20 protein-coding genes and 2 pseudogenes are annotated in these 25858 nt (G+C 41.3%); 10 read left to right on the top strand and 12 right to left on the bottom strand.

The window, feature by feature from the left end:
- The first annotated feature begins 206 nt into the window (after positions 1 to 206).
- The 8 genes from IQQ51_RS12700 to IQQ51_RS12665 all read left to right on the top strand — a co-directional run bounded on the left by IQQ51_RS12700 (position 207) and on the right by IQQ51_RS12665 (position 9540).
- Positions 207 to 476, top strand: a complete 270-nt coding sequence (locus IQQ51_RS12700) for an AlpA family transcriptional regulator (RefSeq protein WP_193840521.1) — start codon at positions 207 to 209, stop codon at positions 474 to 476.
- The gene (locus IQQ51_RS12695; protein WP_193841262.1) at positions 466 to 1149 is read left to right on the top strand and encodes a YagK/YfjJ domain-containing protein; all 684 of its coding nucleotides are present in this window, start codon (positions 466 to 468) and stop codon (positions 1147 to 1149) included. The genes IQQ51_RS12700 and IQQ51_RS12695 overlap by 11 nt, the downstream gene beginning before the upstream one ends.
- Positions 1150 to 1277: 128 nt before the next feature.
- Positions 1278 to 1445 carry a helix-turn-helix transcriptional regulator gene (locus tag IQQ51_RS12690; RefSeq protein WP_017081606.1) on the top strand — a complete coding sequence of 56 codons (168 nt, stop codon included), beginning with the start codon at positions 1278 to 1280 and terminating at the stop codon, positions 1443 to 1445.
- A 223-nt stretch (positions 1446 to 1668) separates the two neighbouring features.
- Positions 1669 to 4347 (top strand): class I SAM-dependent DNA methyltransferase, encoded by a 2679-nt coding sequence (locus IQQ51_RS12685; protein WP_193841261.1) that lies wholly within the window; start codon positions 1669 to 1671, stop codon positions 4345 to 4347.
- A 28-nt stretch (positions 4348 to 4375) separates the two neighbouring features.
- The gene (locus IQQ51_RS12680) at positions 4376 to 6400 is read left to right on the top strand and encodes a DEAD/DEAH box helicase (protein ID WP_193841260.1); all 2025 of its coding nucleotides are present in this window, start codon (positions 4376 to 4378) and stop codon (positions 6398 to 6400) included.
- A gap of 4 nt (positions 6401 to 6404) precedes the next feature.
- Positions 6405 to 7652: a GIY-YIG nuclease family protein gene (locus tag IQQ51_RS12675; RefSeq protein WP_193841259.1), complete on the top strand. Its 1248-nt coding sequence runs from the start codon at positions 6405 to 6407 to the stop codon at positions 7650 to 7652.
- Positions 7653 to 7947: 295 nt separating this feature from the next.
- A complete protein-coding gene (locus IQQ51_RS12670; protein ID WP_193841258.1) occupies positions 7948 to 8559 on the top strand; it encodes a hypothetical protein in 612 nt (203 codons plus the stop codon).
- Between the two features lie 9 nt (positions 8560 to 8568).
- Complete coding sequence (locus IQQ51_RS12665) at positions 8569 to 9540, top strand: Kiwa anti-phage protein KwaB-like domain-containing protein (protein ID WP_193841257.1); 972 nt, start codon at positions 8569 to 8571, stop codon at positions 9538 to 9540.
- Positions 9541 to 10157: 617 nt separating this feature from the next.
- On the opposite strand, the pseudogene IQQ51_RS12660 reads toward IQQ51_RS12665, so the two are convergent.
- From IQQ51_RS12660 to IQQ51_RS12630, 7 genes and pseudogenes are all read right to left on the bottom strand, one after another.
- Positions 10158 to 10996, bottom strand: a pseudogene (locus tag IQQ51_RS12660) (IS5 family transposase).
- Positions 10997 to 11113: 117 nt separating this feature from the next.
- The gene (locus IQQ51_RS12655; protein ID WP_193841256.1) at positions 11114 to 11413 is read right to left on the bottom strand and encodes a hypothetical protein; all 300 of its coding nucleotides are present in this window, start codon (positions 11411 to 11413) and stop codon (positions 11114 to 11116) included.
- A 209-nt stretch (positions 11414 to 11622) separates the two neighbouring features.
- Positions 11623 to 11890, bottom strand: a pseudogene (locus tag IQQ51_RS12650) (IS5/IS1182 family transposase); the annotation flags it as partial.
- A gap of 631 nt (positions 11891 to 12521) precedes the next feature.
- A complete protein-coding gene (locus tag IQQ51_RS12645) occupies positions 12522 to 14402 on the bottom strand; it encodes an ATP-dependent zinc protease (RefSeq protein WP_193841255.1) in 1881 nt (626 codons plus the stop codon).
- 305 nt (positions 14403 to 14707) lie between these two features.
- Entirely contained in the window at positions 14708 to 15517 is an 810-nt protein-coding gene (locus tag IQQ51_RS12640; RefSeq protein ID WP_193841254.1) for a M15 family metallopeptidase, read from the bottom strand.
- A gap of 99 nt (positions 15518 to 15616) precedes the next feature.
- Complete coding sequence (locus tag IQQ51_RS12635; RefSeq protein ID WP_193841253.1) at positions 15617 to 16345, bottom strand: DUF429 domain-containing protein; 729 nt, start codon at positions 16343 to 16345, stop codon at positions 15617 to 15619.
- Between the two features lie 45 nt (positions 16346 to 16390).
- On the bottom strand, positions 16391 to 17185 hold the full coding sequence (locus IQQ51_RS12630; RefSeq protein ID WP_193841264.1) for a YeeE/YedE thiosulfate transporter family protein: 795 nt from the start codon (positions 17183 to 17185) through the stop codon (positions 16391 to 16393).
- Between the two features lie 187 nt (positions 17186 to 17372).
- Between IQQ51_RS12630 and IQQ51_RS12625 the strand changes: the two genes are divergently transcribed.
- Together IQQ51_RS12625 and IQQ51_RS12620 are read left to right on the top strand one after the other, a co-directional pair.
- Positions 17373 to 17900 carry a hypothetical protein gene (locus IQQ51_RS12625; protein WP_050646953.1) on the top strand — a complete coding sequence of 176 codons (528 nt, stop codon included), beginning with the start codon at positions 17373 to 17375 and terminating at the stop codon, positions 17898 to 17900.
- Positions 17901 to 17926: 26 nt separating this feature from the next.
- On the top strand, positions 17927 to 19948 hold the full coding sequence (locus IQQ51_RS12620; RefSeq protein WP_193841252.1) for a DNA phosphorothioation-associated putative methyltransferase: 2022 nt from the start codon (positions 17927 to 17929) through the stop codon (positions 19946 to 19948).
- Here IQQ51_RS12620 and IQQ51_RS12615 read toward each other — a convergent pair whose 3' ends face one another.
- The 5 genes from IQQ51_RS12615 to IQQ51_RS12595 are packed head-to-tail and all read right to left on the bottom strand — an operon-like array spanning position 19949 to position 25857.
- Entirely contained in the window at positions 19949 to 20995 is a 1047-nt protein-coding gene (locus IQQ51_RS12615; protein ID WP_193841263.1) for a cysteine desulfurase family protein, read from the bottom strand. It abuts the gene before it with no gap.
- Positions 20988 to 21440, bottom strand: coding sequence for a hypothetical protein (locus IQQ51_RS12610; protein ID WP_081230286.1), 453 nt, complete (start codon positions 21438 to 21440; stop codon positions 20988 to 20990). Before IQQ51_RS12610 ends, IQQ51_RS12615 begins: the two co-directional genes overlap by 8 nt.
- Positions 21433 to 23493 (bottom strand): AAA family ATPase, encoded by a 2061-nt coding sequence (locus tag IQQ51_RS12605; protein ID WP_193841251.1) that lies wholly within the window; start codon positions 23491 to 23493, stop codon positions 21433 to 21435. Before IQQ51_RS12605 ends, IQQ51_RS12610 begins: the two co-directional genes overlap by 8 nt.
- Positions 23474 to 23704, bottom strand: a complete 231-nt coding sequence (locus tag IQQ51_RS12600) for a CxC ATPase DNA modification system associated small protein (RefSeq protein ID WP_193841250.1) — start codon at positions 23702 to 23704, stop codon at positions 23474 to 23476. Before IQQ51_RS12600 ends, IQQ51_RS12605 begins: the two co-directional genes overlap by 20 nt.
- Positions 23704 to 25857 (bottom strand): DEAD/DEAH box helicase family protein, encoded by a 2154-nt coding sequence (locus IQQ51_RS12595; protein ID WP_193841249.1) that lies wholly within the window; start codon positions 25855 to 25857, stop codon positions 23704 to 23706. Before IQQ51_RS12595 ends, IQQ51_RS12600 begins: the two co-directional genes overlap by 1 nt.
- Between the last annotated feature and the right edge of the window lies 1 nt (position 25858).

The raw sequence follows: 25858 nt of genomic DNA, 5'->3' as shown, positions 1-25858 counted from the left end.
TGGTGCTCTGTAACGGGATCGTTAAATGTATATAGCGTTTCCATATCTTTTCCTTGTATCAATAAATGCAATGCTCAAGAGAATGATATGTATGTGAAAAATTCTTCAATCGAATTCAAATCCACTATGAGACCGACTGAGACTTGTTGAGATAAAAAATACAGACCTGCGTCTTTGTTTGAGTGATACCAACAAAGGCAATAATCATGAACCCAAACCATTCAAACACTGGACATCCGAATCGCTTGATAAGACTTAAAGAAGTGATTCATATCAGCGGTCTTTCCAGAGCGTCTATCTACAGCTTTATGGAGGAAGATACTTTTCCTCAATCCGTGTCCCTAGGTGCAAGAGCCATTGGCTGGCGATATCAAGATATTCAAAATTGGATACTGGAAAAGATTCAAGAGCGAGATGAGAAGCTAATCAAGATGGCTGAGTTGAAAGCAAAGCAGGATAAGCGTTATGGAAGATAATGTGATTGAGAGTGAATGGTTCCGTGAGTACCAAATCGATACGGTGGATGGCGGTCTTTCGTTGCCACTGATAGAAAAACTCTATTTTGCTTATCGAAGCGTACTAAGTCGTTTCGGACACTGCTACGTATTTCGGTTTCGGCTAGGCATACCCAGAAAGCACAACCATCAAGCCAAGACGTTATTTAATCAGTGGTTTTATCGCTTCTGCCATTACAGGCAGCACGACAAGATTAACGTGATATGGAGAAAGGAAGTCTTGGACTCTGGTGATATCTGTTACCGCTTCACGATGTTTTTAGATGCAGCGCCCTACCAACCGATAGCAAATGAATACCAAATCAGAAAAAAACTGACGAAAGACATTACGCGAACGTGGGCAACGACCACACAGACGAGCCAATACGACATCAGTGACCTTTGTTCCTTTCTTACTCAACCTCTGCTTGAACTCAACAAAGACCATGAGGACTTTGACTACCAACATCGCTGCTTGTTCTACGCACTAAGTAGGCAAGCTAGCATCACCATGAATCATGACGTTGACGCTCAAAGCACGATAGGTTCATTTGTCAGTAAATCAAAAAAGAAAGGAAGGCAGCCGAGAAAGCCGAGAGAAAAAAGGTCAAAGAAAAGACAACCATCATCCGCGAGGCCACGAGCACAAGCATGATTGATGTTACTGACAGGAGCGGAAACCAATCACGGGACGACCTAAAAATAAGCCAACCGATAGCAGGTTAAGGAAATTTTTACACTTCAACTCTATCTCATGAGTGATAACCATAGAGGAAGAATTTCATGAGATTAGTTCGTTTAAAAGAAGTGATAGAAAGAGTGCAGTTAAGTAAGTCGACCATCTACAAAATGATGGCTAACGGGGAGTTTCCACACAATGTATCGCTTGGAGAGCGAGCCTCCGCATGGGTTGAGCATGAATTGGATGAGTGGATTGAGAATCGAGCATAACAATGAATTGAGCTAGTAGCGAAAGCTGCTGGCTTTATGCCCTTTTAAAACTGTGTAGGTCGTTATTAACATTCGGCAATGCAAGTGGCATCAAAAGTCTTCATATTCTTAGGCTGTCATTATGGTTTGTGCATTTGATATGAATATCAATGATTAAAGAACGTTTTTTCTGTATAATTCCCCTTCATCAATTGTGTGATTTTCAAACTAATTTAGGATCCTCATGGCCGTCAATCAAGCAAAAATATTTGAGCAGCTTGAACAACTCGTTGAAGTATCTGACCCTAGCGAATTCATCTATGGGTTTCTTACTGCATTCAATTTCCCTAAAGCGACAATTACTCAAATACGCCAAGGTGGCAACCGCAATATAGCCAAGGTTGAAGGTCATGTGGGGTTGAAAAATAAGCTTTATTATTTTCCTACTGGTACTGAGCAAGACATAGATGCCGTATTGGATGAGCTTATTGCGGATCCAATGATATCTAAGAATAAAATTCGTTATATTTTAACTACTGACTTTGAGCGTGTCTTAGCTTGGGATACGGCAACTGGTGAGCGATTAGACATCGACTTTGAAGTCTTACACCGCAACTACAGCTTCTTCTTGCCATTGGTTGGTCTTGAGAAAGCTATCCTGAACAGCGAAAAACCAGCGGATGTAAAAGCTGCTGTTAAAATGGGTAAGTTGTTTGACCTTATTCGCGTTCACAACGACCTTAATACTCCAGAAGATATCCACGCCTTAAACGTCTTCCTGACCCGTTTACTGTTTTGTTTGTTTGCTGAGGATACAGGGATTTTCCCACAGCAGGGGCAATTCACCTCAGCTATCAAGAGTGTGACATCTGAAGATGGCAGCGATTTAGATCAATGTCTTCATGATCTATTCTCGATTCTCAACAGCCCTAAAGGCAGCGAGTTACGCTCACGCTTACCGCAACACTTGACTGACTTCCCTTACGTCAATGGTGGGTTATTCGAGGCCGATGAGCCTATCCCTGAACTGGGGAAAAAAGGTCGTCGTATTCTGATTGAGTGTGGCTTAGAAGATTGGAGTGCAATTAACCCAGACATCTTCGGTAGTATGTTCCAAGCGGTTATTGATGTTGATCAGCGTGCTCGATTAGGCCAGCACTACACCTCTTACAGCAACATCATGAAGGTGATTCAACCTCTGTTTTTAGACCCATTACGAGCAGAGCTTGAAAAGCAACGCAACAGTGTGAACGGACTCAAACGATTACTCGTTCGACTCGGTGAGATTAAAGTCTTTGACCCTGCTTGTGGCTCGGGAAACTTTCTGATCATTGCTTATAAAGAATTGCGCCTTCTTGAAATTGAAGTCATTCAAGCTCTGATGAAAATCGATCAAGGCTTTTTTATTAGCAACATTCACTTAGATCAGTTTTATGGTATTGAAATCGATGATTTTGCCTGTGAGATAGCACGCCTCTCATTGTGGTTAGCGGAGCATCAAATTAACAAACAGTGGGAAAAAGAGATTGGCCCTGCTGAGCCAGCTTTACCTTTGAGAGCAACAGGTAATATTGTCGGTGGAAATAGTCTCCAATTGAAATGGGATGAAGTTTGCCCCAAACAAGAAACAGATGAAGTCTATGTAATTGGCAACCCGCCTTTTCTTGGGACCAAAGGACGTTCATCAGATCAAAAAGATGATATGCAAAAAGTATTCGATGGGTTCAAAGCGCTTGGATACCTTGATTATGTTGCTTGTTGGTTCTGGAAAGGAGCAAATTACATACAACACTCAAATGCTGAACTTGCATTGGTTGCAACCAACTCTATTTGCCAAGGTGAGCAGGTTGCGACGCTCTGGAGCCCTATTTTTGATCTGGGATTAAATATTCATTTTGCATACACAGCTTTCCCTTGGACTAATAATGCGAGAGATAAGGCTGGAGTCCACGTTGTTATCATTGGCTTATCAGCAAAAGAAAAAAACCGAGCGCTTTATCATCAACATGAAAAGAGTTGGTTGCGCAAGAACGTTGCCAATATTAGCCCTTATTTGGTTGAAGGTCGTAACACTGTTGTAAAAGCTCTAAAGAAGCCGTTAGTCGAAGGAGTCCCCCCATTACTATTTGGCAATAAGCCAACTGATGGAGGGAACCTAATCTTGGATTCTAATGAAAAGGCTGAGCTTGTTGAGCGAGAGCCTAGCTCTGCACAGTGGATTAGAAAGCTGCTAGGTGCTAACGAGTTTATTAATGGGAAAGAACGTTGGTGTCTTTGGCTTGTTGATGCTACCCAAGAACAAATTGATGAGATGCCCTTAATAAAAGTAAGAGTCGATAACGTTAGGGACCTACGAATAAAAGCCGGGCATGCAGCTGCTCTTAAAATGGCAAAGAAGCCACATATTTTTATGCAGGTGTGCCAACCGAACTCCGGTAACTATATTCTAGTGCCCGGAGTCTCATCTGAACGAAGAACTTATGTACCTATTGGTTTCTTTAGCCATGAGGTTGTAAGTACAAATAAGAACTTTATCCTACCCGGTGGTGATCTTTACGAGTTTGCTATCTTAAATTCTCTTATGCATAACGATTGGATGAGATTAGTTTCTATGCGTCTAGAAAGTCGTTACAGCTATGGAAACCAAATTGTTTACAATACATTCCCTTGGCCGAATATTGATGAAGCGAAGAAAAGCGAAATTATGGATCTAGCTCAAGAGATCTTGCTAGTTAGAGAAGATTTCCCCGGTATTACATTAGCCACTTTATATAACCCTGAAACGATGCCTTTGCAATTACTAGAGGCCCACCAGAATTTAGACAAAGCTGTTGATAAATTATATCGAGATAAGCCTTTTGAAGACTCCACAGAACGATTGAGCTTCCTTTTGGCACGTTATGAAGAAATGATACAAAGCTAATAAAACGAAGTTGGTAAAGGTTTGAATAATGAAAAATAACATCTTACAGGTTCGCTACAACCAGACTGGTCAAAGCGCTTCTCATAATGATATGGGCATGCGAGAGATGCAGACTCGTGCGTTCGCTGAGCGTGCTAGTCAATACTTGTTGATCAAAGCTCCGCCTGCGTCAGGTAAGTCAAGAGCTCTAATGTTCTTGGGTTTGGATAAACTCATTAATCAAGGCGTCCGCAAAGTCATTGTAGCTGTACCTGAAATGTCTATTGGTGGCTCTTTCAAAGACACTGACCTGATGAAGTTCGGATTCTTTGCAAACTGGACAGTAAAGCCTGAAAACAACTTATGTATCAGTGGTAGCGAAAGTGGCAAAGCAAATGCTTTCAAGCGCTTCATGGAAAGTGATGACCAAACATTAGTTTGTACTCATTCAACGCTTAGGAGTGTCTTTGGTAAGCTATCTGCCAGTGATTTTGATAACTGCCTTGTTGCTATCGATGAGTTCCACCACGTTTCAGCTGATGAAAATAGCCGTTTGGGTGGGTTAATCGATGATTTAATGAAGCAATCATCAGCACATGTTCTTGCTATGACAGGCTCGTATTTTAGAGGTGACACTGTTCCTATCTTGCTTCCTGAAGACGAAGCATTGTTTACCAAGGTAACATACACCTATTACGAACAGCTTAATGGTTACAAGCACTTAAAGACCTTAGGTATTGGATATCACTTTTATCAAGGCACGTATATCAATGCTTTGCCATCGGTACTAGACCCAACTAAGAAGACCATTGTTCATATCCCAAACGTGAACTCTGGTGAATCTACCAAAGATAAATACACAGAGGTTGACTCAATTCTTGAGGTGCTTGGTGATGTAATCATGCAAGATCCTGATACTGGTATTTATCAAGTGAAGTGCAAACAATCTGGCAGAACACTCTTGGTTGCCAACTTAGTTGATGATAGCGATATGCGTCCTAAGGTTCAGGCTTACTTGCGTGATATAGAGTCTGCTGAACAGATGGACGTTATTATCGCGTTAGGTATGGCAAAAGAAGGTTTTGACTGGCCGTACTGTGAACATGTTCTGACTATAGGTTACCGTAGCTCTATGACGGAGATTGTTCAGATCATTGGTCGAGCTACTCGTGACAGTGAAGGGAAAAGTCACGCTCAGTTTACGAACCTTATTGCTCAGCCTGATGCACAAGATGATGATGTTAAGGTATCCGTGAACAACATGCTTAAAGCCATCACGACATCGCTTTTAATGGAGCAAATATTAGCTCCAAGTATCCAGTTCAAACCTCGCTCTCAATGGGACGGAAAAGATCTGCCTGCTAACACTGTTATTGTTGATGACACTACCACACCTGTTTCACAAAAGGTGCTAGACATCCTTAATGGTGATAAAGGTGAGATTTTATCGGCTCTTGTTGCTAAAGAGTCTGTGATTAAGGGGGCAATTGCGGAAACAACGCCTGCTGAGGTCATCAATGAGATTGAGCTTCCATCAGTCATTCAAACCTTGTATCCAGACCTTGAAGAACATGAAATAGAGCAAGTTAGAACGGGCGTTTTACAGAGTCTTTATATCGGACAGCAAGGTGGCTTAATCGACGGTAAAGATCTTCCTGATGATGCGGTAATTGCGGAGGATGGAAGCTCTTATGGCAAAGGCAATGACTCTTCTGAAAGCGGTGACTCGGGACCGAATAATCAGTTCATAAAGATGGGTGATAAGTTCGTTAACATCGAAAACTTGAATATTGATCTGATTGATTCCGTGAACCCTTTCCATGGCGCTTATGAGATCCTGTCTAAGTCTGTTGATGCCGATATCCTTAAGACGATCCAACAAACTGTACGAGCGAGCCAAGCGAACGTATCTGAAGAAGAAGCTGTGATGCTTTGGCCTCGAATCAAGGCATTCAGAGTCGAACATCAACGTGAGCCGTCATTGAACTCTTCCGACCCTATAGAACAGCGCTATGCTGAGGTACTTGCCTACATTCGAAAAATGAAGCAACAACGAATGGCAAAGCAGGGGTAATTAAATGATCCGATTACGTGCTTCTAAAGCGGTCGAAAAGATCGACTTGGATGATATCTTTTCAGAAGAGGATGACTTGGGGCTACTTGATGTTGTCCCTCTGAAGGTTAAAGCCCCAGCTGGGAATATATTAGCTAGCCAGTTTGAAGAAATCTCAATCTTTTATGAAACGAATGCTCGGGCTCCAAGTAGTGATTCAACATCATTTGATGAAAAGCGCTTAGCTCGTCGTTTGAGGGCCTTCAAGGCTAACCCTGAACAATGCGAAGCGCTATCGCAATATGACTTGTATGGTTTGCTTCAGAGTGATTTAGTGGCACACGGAGATAAACAAGCTGATAGCGTTGCAGAGCAGCCCTCCTATGTCGAAATTGATAAGTCAGAATTGGTGACCTCACTAGATGATATCTTTGATGATGACGATGATCTTTTAGACTTTGATGCTCCTGATTTATTTACGATGCGTCACGTACCCGCTGAGAAAAAATCACAGCCTGATGAGATCGCAAAACGACAACCGTGTGCAGACTTTCACCGTTACCTACCTATATTTAAAACTGTTCAGCAAGAGCTAAAATCTGGGGCTGCATCACTAGAACGGTTTCGTCATGAACTTCAAATGCACGTCGGGGATGCTTTTATCCTCAATGGTGTTATGGGATACGTCAGCTCTGCTGGTGAAAAGCTAGAAGGGTACAGTAGCTACAACGCCAGATTGCACTTGATTTTCGATAACGGTACAGAAATGCACATGTTATTCCAGTCACTAACACATGGGTTAGTCCGAGATGAGCAAGGCTGCAAAGTTGTACGTGAAGGTTCACAGCTTGAGACGGATGAAACTCCTGTTCCTACGGGACTTGTTTACGTATTGGCGACGAAGAGTACAGATAGTGCACTAACACCATTTAAATCTAACCTTTATAAGGTAGGGTTTACGGACGGCACTGTGGAAGATCGTATCAAGTATGCAGAAAAAGATAGGACTTTCTTAGAAGCTCCTGTCCGAGTAATTATGACTACGGAGTGCTACAACATTGATGCGCATAAACTAGAAACGCTGATTCATGGCTTCTTAGGACATCGAAGGTTGAACATCACTCTTAAAGGTCATACAGGGCAGACATACAACCCGAAAGAGTGGTTTAATGCCCCCCTTGCGACAGTGCTGGAAGTTATTCAACATATTTTGGATGGTAACATCTCAAAGTATCGGATAGATAATACGACGGGAAAGATAGTTAGAAAGTAGGGCTGTTTCTGTTTTAGTCCTCGAAGCACTTCACAGCTCTGAACTAAATGAAGATCGATCTCAATCTTAGCCAAAGCTTAAAATTGGTGACTCGTAAAAATACGAAAGTGGCGCAGCATTTAGCGTCACTTTTTTATGTCGTCTGTCGAATTATTGTATTAATCATACCTATCAAGACCTCATGTGGAATATTTTCAAAAGTAAAAGCCATATTCACGAGTCTCACTCTTTAATTAAACAAGTTGCGTATGGTTTTTAGCTCAAATAGAATAACGTTTATTATTGTGAGGGTGCTATGAATCGTAAAAGCAAAACTAGATTGCTGTCTTCAATCGCTATATTTATCAGTGGTTATACTCCCTTGTTCCTCATTATGATGATTAAGGATGTAAAAGAAGTCGTTTGGTTTGAGCATAACTTTGACAGTGCGATTTGGATTTTCAGCAAAATCAAAGTTCCTTACTGGTTTGAATTCAAAAATATAGAGATAGTACTTTCACTATTACTTTTGTCTTTTTTAAGTTTAACTCTTCTTGCATACGTTCTTCAAAATGTAACGAAACGACCATTTGCTATTAAGGTACTCAATGCAAAAAGTCGGTCTAGTGAGGTAGTTAACTATACAATTCCATATATGATTTCTTTTGTCGCTTTTGACCTCAGCAAATGGCAAGACATATTTTCCCTATTTCTGTTTTTGTCAGTTTTGTGTTTGTTATCCGTCCGGAGCCAAAGTGTTTTTATCAATCCAATTTTAGCAGCGCTTGGTTATGGCTTATACGACTGTAAATATAATGAGGCTGGAAATGAGAAGGAGTGTGTCATGTTGTCTAAGCATGACCTATTGCCAGACAATAACGAAAGTTACGTTAAGCTCAATAACTATATGGGAATAATCTCTAATTAAGGTGTTTAAATGCAAGATAAGTTGCAAGTTTTAGATAGCATTCGAAATATTGATTTCGATGCACTTGATGTGCGGTTGTGGGTTATCAAAAAAAGTACCAATTTGGGCCAGCACTCTTATAGAGCGCTGAGCACATCTATTAATGGTCTAGATGAAGACTTGGTTTCAACCTTACGCAAGTTCTTTTTGGGTTTAGATAATCATATAGAGCCCATTAGAGAACTATCAGCTTATTCTGCGCTGACGGTAGATACTGATGAAGACAGAGCTCTCGTTCACTCAGTCGAAGACACGGACTTTTCGTGTGTTATTGGAAAAATACGTTTGGGTGCAGACAATGATCCTGTAACTGACATTCAGCAGTTTCATAACGCTTGGGCGTTGGTTGTAGAATTTAATCTCACTGATCATCAATTCTATGCATTTTCGAAGATTAAAGGCGGTTGGAATCTAAAAAGAGCTTCAACGTTGTCTAGCTGGGCATTTTCAGATGGTGACTTTAAAAAAGTAGAAGTTCGCAATACTTTTTCTTTTCGTGATTATTTTGACTTTGTTGCATACGGCCAAGATGTCTTCATTCGTGACAAAGCCAATTATGAGCTAGGCTTGAACATCCGTGCCGGCCTTGAGGCAAAGAGAGATGTCTTAGTTGATGCTCTTGCTGAAAATGGAATCATCACTTCAGTAGACGATTTAAAAATTGCGATTGGTACAAACAAAACCTTGCTACGTCGTTTAGTCTCTGCTGAAGAAACTCGTTACTTTGAAGATCAGCAGTTTATTGAAGATATGAAAAACATCATTGCTGAACATGAGTGGCAGATAGATGTTGATGGTGACGGAAAGTTTATTGTTGATGAAAACAACATTGATCTGTTCTTAAAGCTAATTAATGACAAACGTTTTATATCTTTAATCAAAAAGCAAATGGTTGACGCTGATAGAGTTGAAATTGTAGAAACGGTGGACAATGCCGGATAGGGCTTTAATAAATTTGCTATTGACGCCATCTCTAGCATCGAGTTGAAGGTAACAATTATCGGCTCTGCACCATCAATACTTGATATTAAGTTAAGCGACTTTTCATATTAGTGGTTATCCATATTTGCTAATTTAGCAAAAATACTGACAAACCCTTGCCCGAATGCCTGATTTAACAAAAAAAGAAAGTAGCCGTAGGGCTACTTTCTATTATGCCTATCCCGTAATAGCCCACTCACCGAATGGAACATGATGAGCTTTCCCCTTGCTTCCTAAGAAAACTTTCCTCACTTGCCAACCGTGGCGAATGTAATCACGATCAGATAGAAAGTACCCATAGACCAACCAATAACTTGTCTTGAATATCCTCCCTGATTTATCGGTACCAACTGAGCGAGTGGAAGCTAAGAAGAAGTGGAAAGAAATTCCCACTTCTTTTCATTGCGCAACGGTTTAATAACTATCTCCACCTGCATATTTATACGTTGATGCAGTTTCTAGGTCTGTAATTTCTAATGCCCGTAAAGGTCAGCGCGATATTAGCCAAAATTTGATTGGGAGTGGGCTTTGTTGCCGAATTCAGCTAAAGAGCGAACGCTAGCTAAATAGCTCGCGTTTTAAACAACATACTGAGTTTCGGGCATACCTATCCTGGTTAGCTTGTTGAGTGCTTTGATCATGGCGTAAGCCTTACCTACTTGTGCGTTGTAATTCCGAAGCGTGAGTGAAGCTCCGAGTAGTCGTTTACGCGATACATCGCGGTCTCCGATAATGACCGCTTGTGGTAACCATACTTCTGTTTCCACTTTTTGTTCGAGCCATAGAGCTTTTGGCAGCCAACTGCCAGATTACGTGGATGCCCTTTTTCCCAGAAAGCAGTCACCTTCACGTGGAGGAATTAAAGGTGTCGCTTTCTTAACCCTAATCGCTCTGTGGCACTCTCTTGTATCGTATGCACCATCTCCCGAGATTTCCTTGATGGTTCGGCGTGTTTGCTTGAGCAGGTTAGGGAGTACTTCCGCATCGGTCACACCTGATAGTGTCAGCTCAGCAGCAATGATTTCATGTGTGTCTGTATCAACCGCTTCCCGTCAGTGCCATGCTTTTTTTACTTTCCACTCGCCTTCGCCGTAGACCTTCAGCCCAGTCGCATCAATGGCTAAATGCTGGATTGTTCCTTTAGTCTTCGCCTTGAACGAGACGTTGGCCGTTTTTTCTCGCTTGCTAATGCATGAATAATGAGGGCATAACAATGGCACTAGAGCAAGCTTGAAAACAGAATTAATGAATCCTTGTAGACCTCTCATGGCATTGAAAATACTCGTTTGACCATAAGAGCTGTTGTAATCGCTAAGTCACTAAACAAACGAGCTCTTCCCCGGTTGCCTTGTTTGACCTGCTTCCAGTGTTGGGTTACTTCTTCATCAATTCAAACTGTCAGTGAACCACGATTGATTAAAGCTTGGTTATATTGCTTCTAGTTAGTTGTTTTATAACGAGGCTTGGCCATTAGTCTAAGTATTTGGATGAACTTAGCTGATCAGATCGTGGATTGATGATTTAGTTCCCTGATTTAGGAAACAAAGCCGTTCTGTTTTTTTGAATTTAAAAGTTTTTTTATTTTTTTAATCGAGATTAAGTGTTGCTTTCCAACTGTTAAGTTGGTTGTCATAAGATTAATGTTTTTTAATAATGATTTTTCAGTCAGACTTAAAAATCTTTGCTGATTAATTTTTCTTAAAGATATCAGTTCCATGGATAAGTTATTTAATTCTAATTCAATATTCTCAGATGGTGATTTATTTGATGTTAAGTGCCTTTCCCATAGCATCATTATAAAGTGATCTTCATATGTGATGATTTTTTTTTGCATTGTATTTTTCGTTGTTTTTTTTAAAATTTAATTATATTATTATTTGCGATATTTCTATAATAAAAATCATTCAGGAATTATAAAAATATCATCATATTACAATGAGTTATTTTCAGATCCTGTTATTATTTTTATTTTATTAACTAAGTGAAATTGGCTTTGTTGCCGAATTCAGCTAAAGAGCGAACGCTAGCTAAATAGCTCGCGTTTTAAACAACATACTGAGTTTCGGGCATACCTATCCCGGTTAGCTTGTTGAGTGCTTTGCTCATGGCGTAAGCCTTACCTACTTGTGCGTTGTAATTCCGAAGCGTGAGTGAAGCTCCGAGTAGTCGTTTACGCGATACATCGCGGTCTCCGATAATGACCGCTTGTGGTACCATACTTCTGTTTCCACTTTTTGTTCGAGCCATAGAGCTTTTAGCAGCCAACTGCCAGATTACGTGGATGCCCTTTTTCCCAGAAAGCAGTCACCTCTACGAATACAGGGATGATGTTATTTACTGGGGACTCCATTTTATTCTCCTTTGAATAAATTAGATTGGATATTCCCTAGAGTGATATATATGTGAAATTGTTTTGGATGGATAACACCACAAAAAGAATGGCAATCCCTTTAATTCCCCCAAGAAGACCACCAGCAAAATAATTACGAACAATAATAAAAATAATTAACATTCAATAAGAGGGCCTGAACTGACTATTAAATTTCGGATTGGGGAACTGAACACAGAATCGTAAGCTTCATAATTGATCATTATCCAATAATGTACGATAGCGTTTTTTGCTTTTCTACCAACTACTTACCCAACCTGTTACCCAAAATCATTTTTTAAAACGCCACTTAAATATAAAAATCATAACGTTAAATGACAAATTCAGATTACGCCAGCCCACCAAACGTTTGGAAAGGGCCAACTCGAAAGAGTTGGCCCTTTTTGTTTGTCTGAACCTTATGAATTAGTAGATAAAATCATTTATAACAAACACCTACCTACCAAAACATCAATATCAAAAAACAGACACGCAACAAAAAGCCACACATCCCATTACTGAAATGTGTGGCTGTTTAGATCTGTTCTGATACGAGCTTAGATAAGTTTAGGGGTTACTCCATATCACCTAACAAGTAATCTTCATCACTACTCACTACCGCACCATGTTTCAGGAAGTTCTTACCTAGGATCATGCTGTATTCGAAGCGAGATCGGTCTTGAAGGTTTACCCTCACCTCTTTCTCTAGGTCACCTAACTTAACCTTCATTTCAACGACAGGGCGAATGTTCACCTTCTCGCCTTTCTTGGCTTTAATGCGCATTACATCAATCACTGGCTTGGTGAAATCTTGCTTATCGCCTTGGTTGTTTTGATAGGTAAAGCTCACCATGTCTTGGCCGTCTTTCTTAAATCGTTTGATGTTGACTGCGTTCATTGAACTTACATCCGCACCAGTGTCGAGCTTGGCCGGGAACTTCATGCCGTTCACTTCAACGACTTCAATGTGCCCTACTTTAAACAGTGGCTCAGCTTTCAGAAGGTAATCAGAACGCGTATTAACGTAAACGCCTTCTTTGGCCATCTTCTTGCCTAAAATAAAGTACGCTTCTTTCTCATTCGTATTGAGCACATCGATGGCAAACTCTTGCGTACGCACTTTTCCAGACACCGCAAACTCACCACTTACAACCGGACGAGTATCATCCCCGACTTTAAGCTTCTTAATAATTGGCTTGGTCACCTTCTGCTTCTCACCATTTACATCGGTAAGATAAAATTCAACGGAAGCATCTTTGCCTTTACCTGTCATTTCAAAACTGTCGACCTTCAGCAAAGGCGTATTGACAGTGAAAGAAGCCACAGCCTTAAGCGGGAAGTCATCTAGGGTGATATCCTCTTCCGGCGAGATAATCATAGGCTCACCAGACTCAGCCACATCACTAAAGTTCTCTGAACCTTCTGATAAAATATTCTCAGCACTGGTGTCAATCATGAAGAGTTCGCTGGCGGTGTTGGTTCCAAATCTCAACTGCGACTCACTACTTGAGCGCTCACGTAGGTATACTAGAACGTCTTTAGTTGTGTTTTCATCGAGTTGAACAGGCACATACACCAAAGGTCTCTTCTTACCGCTCACGCTTAACATACGAACCAACGGCAATGTCATCTCTTTTTGCTTGCCGTCGTTGTCGAACATATCAAACGTCACTTCTTTGTTCTTTTTGTCTATGTCGATGTCTTTTGCATGCAAAATGCTGTAGCGATTCTTTAAAGAGAAGGTCGCATTCATCGCCATTCCAGAGATAGAAACCACTTCTTTACGGCCAACCACCGTTGCGTTCTCTTGCTCTTGCAAGTAGTCATAGCCCGCAAACACCAGTGCGTTATCTGCAAGGAAGGTTTTGCCAATCAATACTGGTGCAGAGAAGTGGCTTCTGTCGGTCAGGTTAACGTCTGTTTTTAGCTCTTGGTCTGCAATGGTAAGCGACATTTTCACGGTAGGACGAAGTAAAGGCGTGCTGCTAGTGCGGCTGCGTATCATGCTGACACGCTCTAAAGGCGCTTCGATTAATACCATATCTCCCGTACGTGGGTTTTGGACCTTAAAAGACACCACAGCCTCATATTTCGCAAAGGTGCTGCCATCCCAATCATCGTAATCAACATCAGAATTGTTCAACAGGTCTTCGGTTAACGCCGCCATCAACTCTTTATCTTTGAGGTTTTGGTAATCGGGATTAGAGCTCTTCACATGAATATCTTCAGCATGCATAGAAGTGGTTTCCGCACCGGTATCAATTTTACCAATGAAAGGAACGTCTTTTAGCCCTTGAACGCTAGATAAGTACACGTTCTCAGTGCGACCTAATACCGACTTACCATCGAGTTCGTAAGTGGGATTTTGAGTGGTAGGTGAAGTATCAGTAGCCAAAGTGTATTGTGAAAAAAGTAGAGTGCTTAAAAGAGTTAGAGCCAAAGGTATCTTTTTCATTAGTTGGTCCGTTGTGATCAGTTCACTAATAATACTGGCGTTTCAGCGAAGAGTTCCCCCACCAGCAATGGTTCTCACATAACGTTAACGCTATGAGTTTTTCAATGACAAACCGATGACTCTGCGCTGCATTCGCTTATCGATTATTGACTAATGGATACCCAATAACCTTTTCAATGCTCAGTGTTCTATTGAAGAAATGAATACAAAAAAGGCCAACAACGAGCGCTGACCTTAGCGATTCAAAACACACCTGAAGCGAGTTTAACTTGCTAAAACACAAACGGTTCTAGATAAACATAGCACTAAAAAGTCCCGACTGTTTTCTTTGCGCAGACAGCTCGAGCTTTTTCTGCGTCCTCACCTTTATTTTTGAGATAGCACTGTCGATAAGATTCGACGTAGCGCTCAAATAACACCTCGGCTTCAGGTTGTGGTTTAGAGAGCAGTTGGTTAACAAACTTTCTTGAGCCGACCTCAAAATGCTGAGTATCGATTGGGCTATTCCAATCCCCTCCCCAGATCATAAATCCGTGATGGGCAAACAGCTCCACCACATCTTCAGCCATGCCGCGGCGTTCTATTTCATTACGCGCACGAAAGCGAGTACGGTTCACATAGCTTGTCGCAGATTGTGAAGGCTTTACCGTGATTTTTCCGTTGCTATCGAACTCTAAGAAAGGGTTTTGAACTGGATTGATGTCTATCGCTACACCATAGGCATGCTTCGACCAACCTCCTCCGCCTGTAATAGGACGAGCGTTAAACGCACTACTGTTGTTCGCGTCCATTGAGGCGTTATCGTCACCTCTGAATTCACGCATAAGGCGAGCAGAATGAAGAGGAAAATTGCGCTGTTTAAGCTCTGAAAAGATTTGTTCAACAGCAGGCGCAACCACATCAAGCACGATCATATTGCCCTGTTGCGTTTCCCCTTTGAAATTAATGAAATCGAAGTCCACTTTGGATAATCGCTCACAACCAACGGGCGCACCACTACTCAAGACATTGTTCTTTTTCATCATGTCGCATTGCCATTGAGATATAGGGGCAACTTGGGCATAACTCGCAGCACTGAGCACAATGGCCAGCCAGCCGAGAATAAAACGTTTCATATCAAAGACTCAAAAATAGTAAGAGTGAAAAGTAGCAGATGTTGGAAAATCGCATAAGTTAGAAAGTAACATATTAAGCCAAGTGGAGCGCACGCTTTCTTAGCGCGTTTTGTTCCAATAAACAATCTCTCGAACTCGTCCGTTGTGGTCGACATCCGCTTCTCCACCAACATCAGAAGGCTCTGGTAAGGTTGATAATTGCGGAGCGTAATAAGCAACCAACATAAGTACAAAAGCATCATAGATATCGTCTATCGCGACGTCTTTACGCTTGGTATTTGAAATGGCCAAGGACAAGCCTTCACACCATTGAGGGGCGAGTTGCTGAATAACAGAAAGCCGTTCCTCTTTGCCTTCTTGAGTTCGTTTTGAAAACGTCAGCGGTTCACCTTTCAAAGCTGCAAACACCACCTCAGGATGTGATTCCCTGATAGAAAGATTGGGATGAGTTTCAATGAGCTCATCAAGCTCACGGATCTTGGGCACAATTCCCCAAGTCTGTTTAGAAAACTTCTTATCAAGCTGCTCCACATTGGCATCACACGCCGCAACGTAATCGGTTTGGTAAACCGCCTCTCGACACGGAACAGGAAACACGGAAGAGCCACGCTTGCTGGTGAGAAAACGTCTTGCTGCTTTATCGCATAATCTATCTGGAGTAAGCGAATCGCTAAAGCCAATAGGCATATCGATTAACGTTGTTGCTCCCGTAAGATCATCAACCAACTCATCGAGCGTACTTACCACCTTAAACTCAGGGACCTCACTGTCAGAGATAATCCAAGCGAGCCAACCCGCCTTGCAGCCATCAATTCCGATGTATTTCATTATGTTCTCAAATTACAAACTTACACTAGCTCGTACTGTCGCTAACTATCGGCTTTGAATCAACTTAACTCCGGTATATATGCCAACAATGATACTTAACACAGAAAAAACACCCGCCAGAGAAAGTACAGGCATCGCCACTAACAGCTGAGTATCGTTCCCTCCACCAGCCATCACAGCACCAAGCCCCATAAGCACACCAGCAACCAAATGTTTACCCAATCGACGTATAGGGCTTAACCTCAGTGAAAACGACCCAGTAAATAACGCGGCGCTGACCATTCCAACTAGCAGAGAGATCATCAAGATAAAACGCTCGCTGCTTGGCCAATCTTCAGCTTTACCGTGCCAAAGAGAAATCCCCATAGATTTCAACAACCCACTTGGCGTCCAGTGTGGTTCATAAAGGAATACAAAACCTGCCGTTAAGCCAATTCCCAGCATTGATAACCATAACTTACGATTTACCGCATTCATGAAATAGCAACTCACCACAATAATGAGCGAAATGCTTCCAAGAAATGCATAGCGAGAAAAATCAGACAATACCAACTTATCTCCCTTTAACTCGTTAGGTAAAACGGGAGCAAATAACAACCAAGCAACGAACCACCCTAATATGGTCGCCAGCATCACAACTTCACCACGAGCTAAACGGCTTACGGTAGATACCCCGCAACCACTATTAATTGCTGCTCCAATACCAAACAGAAAACCACCAAACAGAGAAAACAGACTCGGCCAAAAAGCGGTGGATAAAAGCCGCCCTTCTACGACAGAGCCAAGAGCCATAGAGACCCAAGCCAATGAACCACTAAAAACAATCGCGACGATGAACATTGGTGAGCCTTTTATCGCCTCTTTTACTCCTCTCACCATACAAAGGCCTGTGGTTTGGGCTAGATATCCCAATAAGAAAATGCAGAGTAAAGCGAGAATAAACAACATACATAGCCCCCGAATTGCATTGATTTTGCTATCGTCGTCCGTTAAATATAGTAGGAAGCAAGAACCCTAAGGACTGAATATGGACCACAAGCTTATTGATTGGCATAAGTCTAGGCACCCTAATTACTTAGGAGACAACAAGGTTAATAAACTTTCTGCCACTGAGCTTCAGTGTTTAACGGTTCAAATTTTACAACCTATCGAACGCTCACTAGGAGAGGTAACGGTGACCTATGGTTATACAAGCCATCCTCTTTTAAGGTGGATATTGAAAAATAGCCCTGGAGATATGGCGCCCGATATTGACCAACATGCCTCTATGGAACTCAACTCCCGGGATAGCCGTATCTGTAAGCGCAATGGGGCTGCATGTGATATTTATGTTGAAGGGTATGAGCAACGTATGGATGAGGTCGCTCGATTTATCTGTACACATTTAGAATTCGACCGCCTCTATTTTTATGGCAAAGATAAACCGCTGCATATTAGCGTTGGGGCAGATAATTCAAAATACGCCCTTATCCGACAACGCCGAAGTGATGGGCTTCGCGTAAACACAAAAAGTGCAAAAGGCAGCGCCACACAGGCATTGTTTGATGATTTATAATCTTCAAAAACACCTAAGGATTAGGAATGAACGAAGAGCTATTTGCTGAACTTACCTCTCAAATAAAAGTTGGAAAACAACTTCCCGATGCCATTTATCTTCATAAAGACGCATTCAGTGCATTACCTAAAGTGTTAACACAGTTCATTCCTGCCGTCGCAAAAGCCGTTAACTTAAATGAAGAAGACTGGAACCTCGTTAAGCTGTTTAAAAAAGAGTTCCGTTTATCTCTTCTTCATTACCCTGATTTTTATACTGACTCCTATCCCGCATTAGAACAAAGCCTCAATGTCGATCTCTCTAAACTAAGCCACAAAATTACAGGCTATCGCGAATCTGAAAACCCGCCGATCTTACATCGAAAAGAAACCATGGTTTTGCCAACAAGTGAATATTACGAACACTTCGTTTCACTCACACAAGAAGGCGAGAATGCAGGACTATACGAAAACAGCCGTTTGATTGGTTTTAAACGTTCTTGGGAAAACCTAATAGCACGCCATGGTTACGAGCTTGTCGATGGTCGACTATTCCGATGCTCCTCTGTGACAACGCAAGAAGAGGCTGGGATTGATAGGCACAGAACGGCCATCGTGCGTCATGAACTCTCCGCACCAATGAAGACTCTCGTTAAACATGGTTACTTAAAAGGCGAGCACTCAATTTTCGATTATGGCTGTGGCCGCGGAGACGATTTAAGAGAGCTCGAAGCACATGGCCTCGACGCTCTAGGTTGGGATCCGAACTTTCAACCCGACAACGACAAATCCAATTCTGATATCGTAAACATAGGGTTTGTTCTTAACGTAATAGAAGATCAAGATGAAAGACTCGATGCCCTACTAGGCGCATGGGAGCTAGCCGATAAATTTCTGGTGGTTTCTGTCATGCTGGCCAACGAAAACTACATTGCTCAGTTCAAGCCTTATAAGGATGGGGTCATCACCTCTCGTAACACCTTCCAAAAATACTATGCGCAATCAGAGATCAAAGCGTACATAGAGAGAAGCCTACAAGAAGACGCCATTACCGTCGCGCCTGGTATTTTCTATATCTTCAAAGACAAATTGGAAGAGCAACAGTACCTGCAGAGTAAATACAAACGCCACCATAAATGGCAGCAACTGACATCACCAGAGCCAATTGAAGCCAAAGACAAAGCCAAACTGCTTATTACCCAACATCAAGACTTGTTTAATGACTTTTGGAACACCTGCTTAGAGCTAGGCCGTATTCCTGCCAATGATGAATTTGAACAATCTGACAAAATTCGAGAGTTAATAGGCTCACACAGAAAAACCTTTAACTTACTGCAAGAGATGTTTGATACCAAAGAGTTTGAACAAGCAGAAAAGAGCCGAAAAGAAGATCTTCTCCTCTATTTTACTATGGGACTGTTTGAGAAAAGAAAACCCTATACGCAGCAACCAGAGCCGCTAAAGCGCGACATCAAAGCCTTGTTTGATGATTACAAAACCGCGATCAACCTGGCTGCAGAATTACTGTTCGCGATTGCAGACACCGACTTAATCCAGCAGCAGTGCCAGAAAGCACATAACCAGTTACCAGCAAGCCTACTCAACGAAGGACATTCACTGATTCTGCATCGAGACTTTATTGGTGATTTGCCATTATTGCTGCGAGTCTACGTTGGTGCAGGGTTGCAAATGTATGGCGAACTGGATGAAGAAATAGACCTAATTAAAATTCATGTCACATCCGGAAAACTCACCCTCACCGCCTATGATGACTTTGAAAAATCGGTGCCTTTCTTAGTAGAGCGCATAAAAATAAAGATGGCAGAACAAGACATCGACTTCTTCGACTACGTTAATGAAGATCGTAGGCCGCCACTGCTTAATAAGCACCTTTACATGCCAACCGAGCACGAGAACTACAAGAAACAACAGAGCTTCGACAAACGATTGGCGAAGCTCGTGGATATGGATTGGGATAAGGAAGTTATCTTATATCGAAATGAATACGATGTTTTACTACAGAAAAACCAAAAGCAAGTCGCTAACTTTAGTTTAAAAGCTACTGGTTAACTAGACCTTATAAGGAGGTAGGCTAATACGATATGTACGACGAGCTTCCTCCTCAGACAAACCTATAGCACTTAGAACATGAGATGGAGTGTTAGACATAGCATTACACGCTGAGCCTTGAGATATGAGCCAATCTTGTTCTTTTGTAAACCGTTTCACTTCATCATCATTTTCAAACGTGACGTTCCAAGTAGTAGATAAAGCGTTATCGCCACCGTTTCGACTACAATTGTACTCGTTTACTATCTTTTCGAACTCAGCCTGTTGAGCGGAAGCTTCTGAAGGGAAATGCTCAACAGCCACACCCAATCCGACTATTAAAGGAGTCGGAGATGTCCCACCTCGAAGGCCAAGTTCCTGCCCGCCACCATGAATTAATGGTACAAGCTCAGAGTTACGAGCATCTCGTACGTAAAGTACACCAATACCTTTAGGGCCATAAACTTTATGCCCTGACAAAGAGAGCATATCGATATTCATGTCGTCTACATCAATATCTAACTTACAGAAGCTTTGTGCAGCATCAGTATGAAAAGGGATACCATGTTCAAACGCAACCTCACCAATATCTGTAACCGGTTGGATAGTTCCAAGCTCATTATTAACATGATGAATTGAAATAAGTAGAGTGTTAGGTCTGATCGCATTCTCTACTTGCTTAGATAAAATAACGCCATCCGTATTAGGCTGCAAATAAGTCACTTCAAAACCTAATTCTTCTAAATAAGCACATGTATTTAGGATACATTTGTGCTCAATCGAAGAAGTAATCAAATGACCTTTTCCCTGGAGATTATTGAAAGCAATACCTTTTATCGCGAGATTGTTTGATTCACTAGCACCGCTGGTAAAAATAATCTCACTGGGCATAGCTCCAAGTTTATCTGCGATTAATTCACGTGCCTGTTGTATTGCATTCGATGCTTTTTCAGCTTCCATATGGCTTGCAGACGGGTTAGCAAAACTTTCAATTTGCCAAGGTACCATAGCTTCTAAAACAATCGAAGATACAGGAGTTGATGCAGCATAATCGAAATAGTTATTCATTTTCAATCAAGTACTCTAATGTTTGGTTGAATAATATGTTAGCGACTAATGGCTCACCAATATTATTCATGATCCAGCTATCGATATATTTTAAACCACTATTACAATATCCCTCAAAAATGCCGATAGCACCCTTTAAGTGCTCATCTTTTAGCGTATCCAGCGATGGCTCTTTTGCAAGAGCGATAAGATATATATAAGCGTCATGCCCTGTCGTTGCATACGTGTCTAATAAGATCGGCGTGGTATTGACTTTAGATTCCAGTGGTTGATAGTCATCCAATTGATAACCAATCAATGCAGCGAATACCATCAGTTCTTTTACTGTATTGAAGACTCGTGCATCACTTTTAGCCCCTTTCGTCGAGCAGAATCTCTCTTCCAAGGATTCAAAACGGGCATCCCGACGCACCGCTAGCTTGCGCCAATCAATCATTTCAGCCATGAGTTGGAATCTCCTCAATAGTTACTTTGTCAAAATCACTGCCAAAACGCACGACATCGTAATCTTTACCCTGCACGGTAAGGTGGGTCGGATACTGGCCTTTAAATTCTGCCTCAGTTAGCACAGTATGTTGAACGAGATTATATTCCTTACCTATCTTGTGACGAATACCCTTGTCAGTATGTGATTCAGTCCACTGAGCTTGTGAAAACATAAAGATTGATTGATCTACTTTCTCAGCAATATAACGCACAAGCTCACGACCATTATCTGGACCAATAAATGCGAGAATTGAGTCTGCAATAAATGGAGCTATGGTTCCTGGGGTCAAAAGGTGCTGCTTGTTGTTAGCACGATCCTTAGAGAATTCAATTAGCGCAACAATAAACGAAATAGAGAGCATAGCTTGATAACCATTCCCCGCAGCAACACGCTTTCCTTCTTTATCCACAATAGCCCAAGTAAAGTTTCCAACTTTAGTACTCGTATCCTTTTTTATCGTATATCCGTTAAATGCTACCTGGCTAAACAAAGACTGCATTTTATTCAATAGAATTTGGTCAACTCCTTGTTGTGAGGACTCAATAGCTTCTTCATATAGATCAATAACGCTGTCTGTTGCGTGAATTAAGTTACGGACTTTTTGAGCTTTGGGTTGAGTCAACGACAAACTGTCGACTTGGTTATCAATATCTTTAATATCAATCTGTTTTTTGCGGACTTGGTCTGCTAGTCGTGGTACTTCACGGCTCAATTGATCTCGCTTTAATTTAGCCGAATCTTTGGCTTTTTCGATAACCTTAATATCATGAATATCAGACTCTACAATTGTGTGACTTAAGTCTTTGATACTACGTTCTAGTTCTTGGATTCCATCTTCACGGTCATCGATATCAGCTAATAACTTCTCCATTGCAACTTTGGGCAATAACTGATTACTCAACGTTTCTTGTAACTTGACAGCTAATCTCCAACGATGCTTAAGATCTGGATCAACAGCATGTTTTCCGAGCTCTTCTAAAAGTTGTTCTGCTGCGCTACCTTTTTCAACATGCGAACCGCAGATGCATTCGGTATTGTCCATAATCTCGCGCAGTAATCGCTTGTCTACGGTATAACGCAGTGACTTATTTAGCTCTTCAGTGTTGATGGAAGCAAGGTCAACAGAAGCAAGCCTTTGACTATATGTACTTAACGCCCAGCTCGGTGTATTTGTATTTTTACTAGATAATAATCGTTTATACTCTTGTTCGTAGCCAACCAGTAAATGTGACTTCTGTTGACGAAGCTTGAGTTTATCTTCAATTGCAGTCTTATCGAAACGATGAAGCTTTCCAACCTGAGCTTCGTACTCTTTATCTGCACTATCTAACTCATTCTGTTTTTTTTCTAACAGTGCTTTATCTCGGTCTAAACCTGAAACCAAGTTTTCTTTGTTTGATAACAGAGTCTCGATTTGGTTGTTTGTATCATACTGTTTGAGGTCTTTTTGATAACTTGTCTTTACGGTGCTCAAGTGCCTCAATGTTGTTTTAGCGACAGTTAAACCTAATACTTTCTCTATAGCCTCTTTGATATGAGAAAAATCATTTTGACTACTTAAAGTGCCAGTACCTTCACCTTGATAGAAAAAGTATTGCGACATCTCTTTAGGCAAGAAAGTATTAATTAGGGTGTTCGGGTTGTCTTCAGCTCTTTCGGCATAGCAACCATCTTCAATCTCATAAACATGTAGGGCACTACTTGAGCTATTTTTTGTCTGGACTCTTTTAACTTCAAGTAAACGATTCTCATGTTCAAGTTGAACACTAACCATAAAGGTCTTAGTGCCTTGTGCGGCTGCATGTTTGTTTAAAAGGTTTTTAGGATCGAGTAAGTTATCCGTGGTCTCTTCATAGAGACACCAACGCAATGCGTTGAGCAGCGCTGTTTTTCCGCCGTTATTTTCACCATGAATTAGTGTAACGCCACAAGCTGGATCTACAGAAAAATCTATTGATTGCTTCCCATAGAATTGACGAAAGTTGCTGATCTCAAGCTTTATTAGTTTCATTTACGATGTCTTCCGCATTAACTTCAATAATCTCTTTGATCTTCTGGATATGACGTGTTTGTGCAATATCCCCATAATATAGCTCTTTCTCAAATTGCATCACCTGCAATGCTGCTTTATGAACTGCGGACTTTTTTGAGTAATCCTGATGAGCTATCTGTGTGTCTTTATCAACTTCCTTTAATAAAGCTTTAAATGCATTAAGGTCCATTAATAGATTCCTAATTCAATGATTCTGTTCTCAATGTCTTCTGGGTTAATCGCCGTTAATTTGAAGTCATCAATTCTTTCCAACTCTGCACGTCGTAAATTTTGGCTGAAATTATTTACTACACCAGGTAATGGAAGGACGACAAAGTCCACAATCAAGGCTTCTTTCTTTCCTGCTGATTTTCTTAATACGCGCCCTCTCCTCTGAACATATTGCCTAGGGTTGCGCGTACTAGCTAAGATAAATGCACTTTGACATACAGGAACATCGATCCCTTCATCAAGAACTTTCATCGCAACCAAAGAGTCAATGCTTTTATCTTTAAAGCTATCCATAATCTTACGCCGCTCTGACGACGTTTCTTGCGAGGTAAACTTTGATACCTTACAACCATAATCATGCAGACGGTTCGTAACCTTTGTGATGTATGGGGTATTTTCACCTGGCGCAGAACCTTCACCAACATAGATTAAAGAATGGGTTAAAGACAGTTCAGAATTAGCTTTCAGATATGACAACAATGCCGGCAGTTTACCAGAGCTAGTAGCCAATATCCTCGCTCTTGCACCACACATATTGGTCAGCATTGACTGTTCATCATTTGAGAGTTTTCCAGATTTGGCTCTCAAAATTAATTTCTGAATCTTTGCTGAATAATCTTCGTAAGAAGCTTGTTCTTCCTCGTCGAGGTAAACTGGAACCAAGTCATACCTATAAGGTGCCAGTATTCCGTCTTTAATCGCATCACTTAAAGAATATTCGCTGATGATACCTTTAAAGTATGAAAGTAGGTTCTGCCTTACAGTATCAGGAAACGGTGAACCTTCCACTTCATCATCATCGGTGCGAAAAGGGGTTGCGGATAATCCAATGCGATAACGAGCTGGAGGTAAAGCATCAAAATAGCCTTGGCTACCTAGATGATGACATTCATCTCCGATTAATAGCATATTTTCAGGTGACACTTTGGAAATCTTGGACTGAAACAATTCCGATGAGAGAGTTTTATTAACAGCAATTACACAAATAAAATCTAATGTTCCAGTACGAAAACGTAGTAGCTTTTTATCCAATACAGCAGCCCATTTATCAGATCCGTCGTAGCATTGCACGGGGACTACGTTGAAAGGAGCTAGCTCCTTAACCCATTGATTCGCCAATTCAATATAAGGAACACTAATAATAGCAAAAGTTGATTCACCATTTTTATGACGTTCCTCATACAACTCTACCAATGCCGAGATAGATGTGAATGTCTTGCCTGAGCCCGTTGCCAATTTAAACAAACCATTGAAATCAGCTTTGCGCCAGTTATCTATCGCTTCGATTTGATGGGGAAACAGCTCAAAAGCTCTCCCTTTTACAACCAGAGGCTTCCGAGGAACTTTAACTTCAATATCTAACTTGGTTGGTTGTTGTTCTGATTTAGAGAAACTATATGAAAAGAAAGGTTTATTAAGTTTGATTCGGGGAGGTGCTGGAAACAACTCTTTGCCTAACGCTTCAATATCTACACCAGCTTGAATTTTTTCATAAGCTTCGGAATCAATAGATAAAACTCTTGCTCGTTTCTTCGTATTACTCCAGAGTGAATTAAAATTATCGACTTCTACCTGACCATAATCCTCAAAAGATTCTCGCCAACTAAAAAACAGTGATATTTCCTCAGAGTTATACTTAGACAGCCCAGCAAGGGTTTCATTTGCAGAACCACTGAAGACAACCACCTCTTCTTGTTGATAGAAAATACCGACTTTTTTGTGAAACATTCCTTGATGGGTGAATGCAAACTTAATATCAAGCTTACCTGTCGCTACCATATAAGTTAACAGTTTCAGGTTATTATCTTCACTTTCAAGCAATAGGTCAGCGAATTGCAGCGACCTAGCTTTACATGGAGTTGATATCCCATTCATCACCGCTTCATACTCAGCGTCGGATAAAGGATCCCCAATGATGAGGCGCATTCTCCCTTCGGCTTGTATAAATTTATCAAGCCCTTGCGCTGCAGAAACTAATACATCTGATGAGAAATAACCTACAGCTCTATCGTAACGATTTGCATGGGTAAGTATTGGGACATGCACACATTCAAGTATGCTTTCTTCATCGGAATCATACTTAGCTTTGAGCCCAAGTGCGGAGAATTGCATG

It is taken from the genome of Vibrio sp. OPT18, assembly GCF_015163615.1.
GTDB classification, from domain to species: domain Bacteria; phylum Pseudomonadota; class Gammaproteobacteria; order Enterobacterales; family Vibrionaceae; genus Vibrio; species Vibrio coralliirubri.
This window is presented reverse-complemented; position numbering and strand designations above follow the sequence as displayed.